Genomic DNA, 6996 nt, shown 5'->3' on the forward strand with positions numbered 1-6996 from the left:
TTGTAGCATTCCGCTGGAGAGCGGTCTATAAATACTACTATTTTATTATACGAGGTAACGCCTATGAACAACACGATTCCTTTTCACTCCGCAACTCACGTCCCGCAGATCACGGTGGATGTGAACATCCTGACCATGCTGAAGCAGGCGGCATCCTGTTTGACCGAGGCAGCAGGCAAGGATGTGTACCTTGCCGCCATCGGTCCCGACATGGAGCTGACCATTATCATGGAGGAGGATGCCCCCTCTGTTCTGCCTTGTTTTGACGAGGGCGATGCCCTGATTACCGTGAAGGGTGCGCCGCTGTTTATCAGCTACAATCCGGCGCAGGTCCTCAAGCTGGCAGGCAAGCGGTACCTGACCGGCCCGGTCATCTTCTACCGCACCGATGGGCACAGCACCATCGTATCCCTGACGGTGGAGGATATTTACCGCTTTCAGACCTATCTGGAAAGCCACAGCACCACCCTGATGGCAGATGGGCAGAAGCTGACCTGCATCTGTATCGACTGAGGTGCGCCATGCTGAACTTTTTTTCGGTTTCGCATTTTTTGAAGCAGGTGCCTTTTTCGGCTTTTTCGTGGCGGCTCTGCTGAACGCTGCCCGTGCCAGGCAGGAGGATTAAAAGCACCCTGCTGCACGGGAGGTGATGGCAGTGCAGGAAGAAATCGAACAGAAATCCTTCAACCTGATGATCTCCACCACAAAGCTGTCCGCCCGGACCGTCCTGCGGGCAGTAAAAGCGGCGTTTCGGCTGTACCAGTCCAAAGCATCCCAAGGTAAGCAAAGCGTCCGCACCCTTCTGCGGCAAAACCGGGGTGTGTCCAGCGTGGAGATCAGCAAGACTGGCATCCGTGGCTTAGAGCGGTATGCCAAAAAGTACGGCATCGACTACGCCATCCGCAAGGACAGCTCTGAAGTGCCGCCCCGGTATCTGGTTTTTTTCAAAGCCCCGGATGCAGAAGTCTTTCACTCGGCGTTCAAGGAATATTCGGCATCCCTGCTGAACAAGGACAAACGTCCCTCAGTGCTGGCAAAACTGCATGAACTGGTGCAGGCGGCGGCAGAACTCCCCGGTAAAGTCCGGCACAAGGAACAGGAGCGTGGACTGTGACCACGAAAAAGCTGACAAAGCTGCTGGCACTGTACCTGCCCTATATTTTGCTGGGGCTGGTGGCAACCAACTTTGGCGAAGCATGGCGGCTTGCCGAGGGCAAGGAGCTGGGCGATAAGATCATGGCGATGATGGGCACCTTCCCGATGGCATTTGCAAACCCTCTGCCCAGCCTGCATCCGCTTGATATTCTGGTGGGCTTGTGCTGCGGTGCAGGGTTACGGCTGGCGGTCTATCTGCGTGGAAAAAACGCCAAGAAGTACCGCCACGGCATGGAGTACGGCTCTGCCCGGTGGGGCACCGCCAAGGATATTGAGCCGTTCATGGCTCCGAAATTTGCCGACAACATCATCCTGACCAAAACGGAACGGCTGATGATGAGCAACCGTCCGCCTGACCCCAAGAATGCCCGAAATAAAAACGTGCTGGTGGTGGGTGGTTCCGGCAGCGGCAAGACCCGGTTTTGGCTCAAGCCCAACCTTTTACAATGTCATAGTTCCTATGTGGTCACTGACCCGAAAGGTAGTATCGTGGTCGAGTGCGGGAACGCACTTCTGAAAAACGGTTACAAGCTGAAAATCCTGAACACCATCAACTTCAAAAAGTCGATGCACTATAACCCCTTCGCCTATGTCCACAGCGAAAAGGACATTCTGAAACTGGTCACAACCCTGATGACCAACACCAAGGGCGAAGGGTCCGGCGGGGACCCATTCTGGGAGAAAAGTGAACGTCTTTTGCTGACCGCCCTGATTGCCTATCTGCATTATGAAGCCCCGGTGGAGGAGCAAAATTTCGCCACCCTGCTGGAAATGCTTAACACCATGCAGGTGCTGGAGGACGACGAGGAATACCAGAATCCGGTGGATCTGCTGTTTGAAGAACTGGCAAAAAAGAAGCCCAACAGCTTTGCCGGGCGGCAGTACAAACTTTATAAGCTGGCTGCCGGTGTTACATAATACAGACAGAATTTTAATACAGCTTGATTCAACCCGAATCGAGCTACATTAAAAGGCTATCTGGCAAAATTTTACGAAAGGATGTGATAGTTGTGGCAAGGAAATCCGAACGCTATCCTGCGCTCTACGAACGCCTGAGCCACGATGACGAGCTTCAGGGCGAATCGAACTCAATCTCCAACCAGAAGCGAATACTGGAGGACTACGCCGAACAGCACGGTTTTACCAACTGCATCCACTTCACGGATGATGGTATCTCTGGTACGCAATTTGCTGGGGTTAGATAGCGATACTTTTTACATCTACCATGTTGCGGCGGTCATGGTTGACAACTTGCGTCGGCTCCTGCTCGGTATCAACCTGTCCGACAAAGCTATAATGGATTTCGATTTTCCGGGTGTTGGTTTCCCGGTCTAATTCATGTATCAAAATACGGTCGATAAACTCATGGACGTTTTCATAGGTCAATTCCTGTATGTCGCTGTATTTCCCGACAATCTGAATAAACCTTGATATATCCCTTTTTCGCTCGGTAACGGTTGCGATCTGCTGTTGTAACTCGTCTATCCTTGCGGCAAGGGATTTCTTTTCGTCCTCATAGCCGGAAGTTAGAAACACAAACCGTTCATCTGTCAGTCTGCCTAATGCGTTGTCCTCATACAGCTTGCGGAAAAGCGTGTCAAGTTCGGTCATACGCGCCTGTGCTTTGAAAAGTTCCTTTTGCTGCTGCGCTAATGCCTTTCTCGCTTCCATGTCGCCGTACTCGGTAGCTTTACAGATAAAGTCCTGTTCGTGTTCCTTAACATACCGCAAAACCCGCCGCATATCTTCCAGCACTAAATCAAGAAGTACGTTTTTGCGGATATAATGAGAGGTACACTCGCTGCCTGTCCTTGCCCTGTTGCGCCATGCGCCGCAAGAATAGGAAAACTTGCGCGGCTCGATATTTACGCCCTGTTGGTAATACATCTTATGTCTGCAACCAGCGCAAAACAGCAAGCCGGAAAAAATATCAATCTCCGCTGCTTTTGTCGGGCGGTGGCGGGTAGCAATCCGCTTTTGCGCAAGTTCAAAGGTTTCCTCGTCAACAAGCGGCTCATGGGTGTTTGGGAAGAAATAGCGTTGTTCTTCTTCGTTCTTCCGGGTCTTTTTCGACTTGTAGGATACCTTGTGAGTTTTCGCGGTTATGGTATGCCCTAAATATTCCTGCCTTGCTAATATGTCATAGAGCGTTTTGTCCGGCCAAGTATAGGGGGCGATCATTGCCCGCTGATACCGCGCCTGTCCTGTACGCTGATAGCGCAACGCTCCAATCGTCAAGACTTTGTTTTCCGCAAGCCATTTTTGGATTTCGCACATACGCACGCCGCTAACAAACATAGCGAAAACCTGTTTGACAATCGGCGCGGTTTCCGGGTCGGGTATAAGGTGGTGGCGGTTGTTCGGGTCTGGGATATAGCCGTATGGATATTCCCCGTTGACGCGCTCGCCTTTTTGCGCCTGTGCCTGTTTAACTGCGCGGATTTTCTTGCTTGTGTCGCGGGCGTAAAACTCGTTAAACCAGTTCCGCAAGGGGGTAAACTCGTTATCCTCCCGCGCTGTGTCAACTCCGTCGTTGATCGCGATATAGCGTACTCCGTTTTCGGGAAATACAATCTCTATGAGTTCGCCCGTTTTCAGATAGTTTCTGCCAAGACGGGAAAGGTCTTTGGTAATGACCGTCGCCACTCGTCCGGCTTCCACTTCCTGCAACATCGCTTGCAGCCCCTCGCGCTCAAAACTCACGCTGGAAAATCCGTCGTCCACAAAAAACTTTGTGTTCAAAAAATGGTGTTCGTCCGCATAGCGTTGAAGTATCATTTTTTGGTGCTGTATGCTTCCGCTTTCTCCGGCTTGCATATCCTCTTGACTTAAACGGCAGTAAAGGGCGGTGATTTTATTCGACTGTAACATTAGTCCTCCTTTCCGACAGCCGAATAAACAGGTATAATGTGTTGCTATCATTATACCATATCCCGCCGCCTAATGCACTACTCGGACGCTAAAAATCCCGGATTTCCGGGCTTTTTCTGCAAATCCTTTACAATGAGTTTCTCAATCTTTTTATGGATTGTATCGGTTGCCTTTTCACTCGGCAACGCTTGAACAAGATAGGTGATTTTCCCTATTTTGCGTTCGGTTGTAATTGTCTGTTTTTTATCCATTAGAAAAACCTCCTTTTCCTGTATGGATAAACTATATTCGTCAAAAGGCAAAAACGGGCGGTTGTTAGCTGCAACCTCACGGGAGTTTCACCCCGGCCCATGCTTATGGGTGCGCCGCGCAATACTTTGAGGGTGTTCAACGCGGGAGTATCATTGTGCTGCCTTGTATGTCGTCGCCCACAAGCTGCTAAACCTGTTTTACGGCGCGGTAGTTCTCGCTCGGCTTTTCCCCTATGGGGAAAAGCTGTCATGGCGTACCCGCCGACTGGCTCGGTACAGACGGAATGTACCCGTTTGCCTGTTATGCTGCGCACCAAAGGCCGCTTTCTTTGTCAAAGAACAATAGGCTTTGTCGGCCTGCAAAAGCACATCAACAGCGGATATGCTTTTGCGGAACGACAAATAGCCCATAACGGGAAGCGTGGAAAGGGGACACGCTCCCCGCATGGGCTAAAAGATTATCCTACATGAAAAGCAAGGGTGCGGGTAATAAGGCGCACTTGCAGCCTGTTACGCATTTCCTCGTCCACATAGGAATAGGTATTGCCCGCGTCGTCTTTCAGCGTGCGGGTACAAAGTTTCGCTATGTAACCCTCGTAGTGCTTCAAGATCGCGCACATGGCGGTTGTGTCGCCGTTTGCCGCTGCGGAAATGACAGGGAACGGCAACAGATTTTCAGACTTCCTAACGGTATTCATCATCTGCTTTTCCCTCCAAATACTGTTTGATTTTCGCAAGCGCGGATTTCCTGTGCCGGAAAACCGTCGTGCGTACAACATTCAGCAGTTCGCCAATTTCCGCGTCGCTCATATCCAAGAAGTAGGACAAAAGGATAATGTCGCGTTTCCTTTCGGGCAAAGCGTTAAGGGCTTCGGCAAGCAGTTCATTTTTGACGAGTACATCAAAGCCGGACACTTGAAAACGGAAATAATCGCTTTCGTATTCGTCCGTTGTGAAAAGCTGCGCGAGTTCGCTTTCGCTCAAATCCGAAAAAGTAACTTCGCGTGCTGCGCGTTTCGCAAGAGTGCGGCGGTGGCTTTTCGCTTCGCCGACCAAAGTTTTCTTTGCTAATGCGTCGTACTGATGTTGTATTCTTTCCTTGTCGGAAGAAGATAGCTCCATAGAGTTCACCTCCTTCCCGCGTGGAGTAGAGGACGGGAGTTAAGGGCTTGTCCTCTCTGCCCCTTTCGCTCCGTACCCGTTCGGGAGATGGCTCTTGAGTGCGCTTTTCAGAAAAAAGTTGAAAAAAGCAAAATGCGCCCGTCCGCAAGACGCGGACGGGCGCAAAGGAAATGTAAGCAGTAGCTAAATGTATTGACAGTTCACATTCATAGCCGGAATATCCCGCTTGCGGAGCATAGCTTTTTTTGACCGCAAAGCATTAGGCGGGTTACAGTAAATAAAAATGGACACGGCGATACCTCCCCGATACCGCCGTATCCTTAAAAAAGGGCGACTTTAATACACTACCCGCAATCCATTCTATAATAGGGAACAGCGGCTTTTGCGCAATATTAAATAAAAAAGCCGATAACACATAGGTTTTTTGACCTAATGCGTTATCGGCTCTGCGTCTATGCGTCTGGCACTTTTAATCATTTTTTTTTGAATTTATTATATGTGTTAGCTAACTGTCCACAAGCCGCGTTAATCTCTCTGCCATGAGAAACTCTCATAGTAACTTCAAGTCCTGCTTGCTCTAATTGATGTTTGAATGCAACTATTTCCCGTTTCTGTGGTGCTTTAATTCTTGAATTGCTTGTTGGGTTGTATTGTAACACGTTAATCATAACTTTTTTGCCCCGAAACCATTTTGCAAGTTGTCTTACATCTGAGGGCCGGTCATTTATACCCGGTAAAAGCAAATACGCAAAGACAATTTTGCGATTATGCCTTTCAGAATAGGATAAGGCTTGCTTAACAACATCTTCAATAGCATATATGCGCATGTGAGGAATAATACGATTTCTTGCAGATTGTGTTGCTGCGTGTAAAGATATTGTCAACTGAATTTTAAGATGTTCCTCGCGCAATTTTTTTAATTGATCAACCGGACCAACTGTTGATATGGTAATGCCGTCGGTTGGAAAGTTGAGCCCATATCTATCTCGGAGAATATGGATTGCTTTTATCAAGTTGTCATAATTGAATAAAGGCTCTCCCATACCCATAAAAACGATACGGTTTACTTTTCGACGCAACAATATAATCTGTTGTACGATTTCTGACGATGTTAGATTACGAACAAAGCCATTTCGCCCGGACTCACAAAAAATACAACCAACAGGACAACCGACTTGTGTGCTCACGCAAACAGTTCCACCATCTCGCCGCTTGATAAAAACCGTTTCAATGTATTTGTTGTCTTTCAGTTCGTAAACATACTTTTCAGTATCACTGCTTTTGCAAATATTTTTTACCAACATTGATAGATTTTTTTTGCGTGGTAATTGCTTATATAATTCTTCATATAAGGCTTTTGCTTCATTCTCGCCAATAACTTCCGACATTTCTTTGTAAGTAAATCCGTATGGATCATTCCGTACTTCCGCAGGCGTATATTTAGGTAAACGTTTCATTTTTATATCCTTTCTTCTAAATAATAAAAGTTTGTTTTTCTGTATTTTTGATTACAATCTCTAATTTTTCTACATCAATGATATGCGTCAATTTGCATTTAGGGCAGAAAAGAGGAAAATCTTTTAATACAGTATTATGA

General features: G+C 48.1%; 8 protein-coding genes and 2 pseudogenes. 4 read left to right on the forward strand and 6 right to left on the reverse strand.

Annotated elements, in window-relative coordinates; genetic code table 11:
* Positions 1–63 precede the first annotated feature (63 nt).
* The 4 genes and pseudogenes from J3353_RS15240 to J3353_RS15255 form a co-directional block, all read left to right on the forward strand.
* Entirely contained in the window at positions 64–513 is a 450-nt protein-coding gene (locus tag J3353_RS15240; protein WP_156072830.1) for a hypothetical protein, read from the forward strand.
* 142 nt (positions 514–655) lie between these two features.
* Positions 656–1114 carry a PcfB family protein gene (locus tag J3353_RS15245; protein WP_370569218.1) on the forward strand — a complete coding sequence of 153 codons (459 nt, stop codon included), beginning with the start codon at positions 656–658 and terminating at the stop codon, positions 1112–1114.
* A pseudogene (locus J3353_RS15250) lies at positions 1111–2070 on the forward strand (type IV secretory system conjugative DNA transfer family protein); the annotation flags it as partial. The gene J3353_RS15245 and the pseudogene J3353_RS15250, both read left to right, overlap by 4 nt.
* Before the next feature lie 95 nt (positions 2071–2165).
* A pseudogene (locus J3353_RS15255) lies at positions 2166–2345 on the forward strand (recombinase family protein); the annotation flags it as partial.
* 7 nt (positions 2346–2352) lie between these two features.
* Here J3353_RS15255 and J3353_RS15260 read toward each other — a convergent pair.
* The 6 genes from J3353_RS15260 to J3353_RS15285 form a co-directional block, all read right to left on the reverse strand.
* Positions 2353–4026 (reverse strand): recombinase family protein, encoded by a 1674-nt coding sequence (locus tag J3353_RS15260; protein WP_207685176.1) that lies wholly within the window; start codon positions 4024–4026, stop codon positions 2353–2355.
* 77 nt (positions 4027–4103) lie between these two features.
* On the reverse strand, positions 4104–4277 hold the full coding sequence (locus J3353_RS15265) for a transposon-encoded TnpW family protein (protein ID WP_002604472.1): 174 nt from the start codon (positions 4275–4277) through the stop codon (positions 4104–4106).
* Between the two features lie 458 nt (positions 4278–4735).
* The gene (locus tag J3353_RS15270) at positions 4736–4978 is read right to left on the reverse strand and encodes a helix-turn-helix domain-containing protein (protein WP_002604473.1); all 243 of its coding nucleotides are present in this window, start codon (positions 4976–4978) and stop codon (positions 4736–4738) included.
* On the reverse strand, positions 4962–5399 hold the full coding sequence (locus J3353_RS15275; RefSeq protein ID WP_002604474.1) for a sigma-70 family RNA polymerase sigma factor: 438 nt from the start codon (positions 5397–5399) through the stop codon (positions 4962–4964). The genes J3353_RS15270 and J3353_RS15275 overlap by 17 nt, the downstream gene beginning before the upstream one ends.
* A 473-nt stretch (positions 5400–5872) precedes the next feature.
* Positions 5873–6856 (reverse strand): 23S rRNA (adenine(2503)-C(2))-methyltransferase RlmN, encoded by a 984-nt coding sequence (rlmN, locus tag J3353_RS15280; RefSeq protein WP_002584956.1) that lies wholly within the window; start codon positions 6854–6856, stop codon positions 5873–5875.
* Positions 6857–6872: 16 nt separating this feature from the next.
* Positions 6873–6996: cysteine-rich KTR domain-containing protein (locus J3353_RS15285; RefSeq protein WP_207685177.1), on the reverse strand; the 124-nt coding region annotated here is incomplete at its 5' end.

Origin of the sequence: Faecalibacterium sp. Marseille-Q4137 (assembly GCF_017377535.1) — a bacterium.
Classification (GTDB): domain Bacteria; phylum Bacillota; class Clostridia; order Oscillospirales; family Ruminococcaceae; genus Faecalibacterium; species Faecalibacterium duncaniae.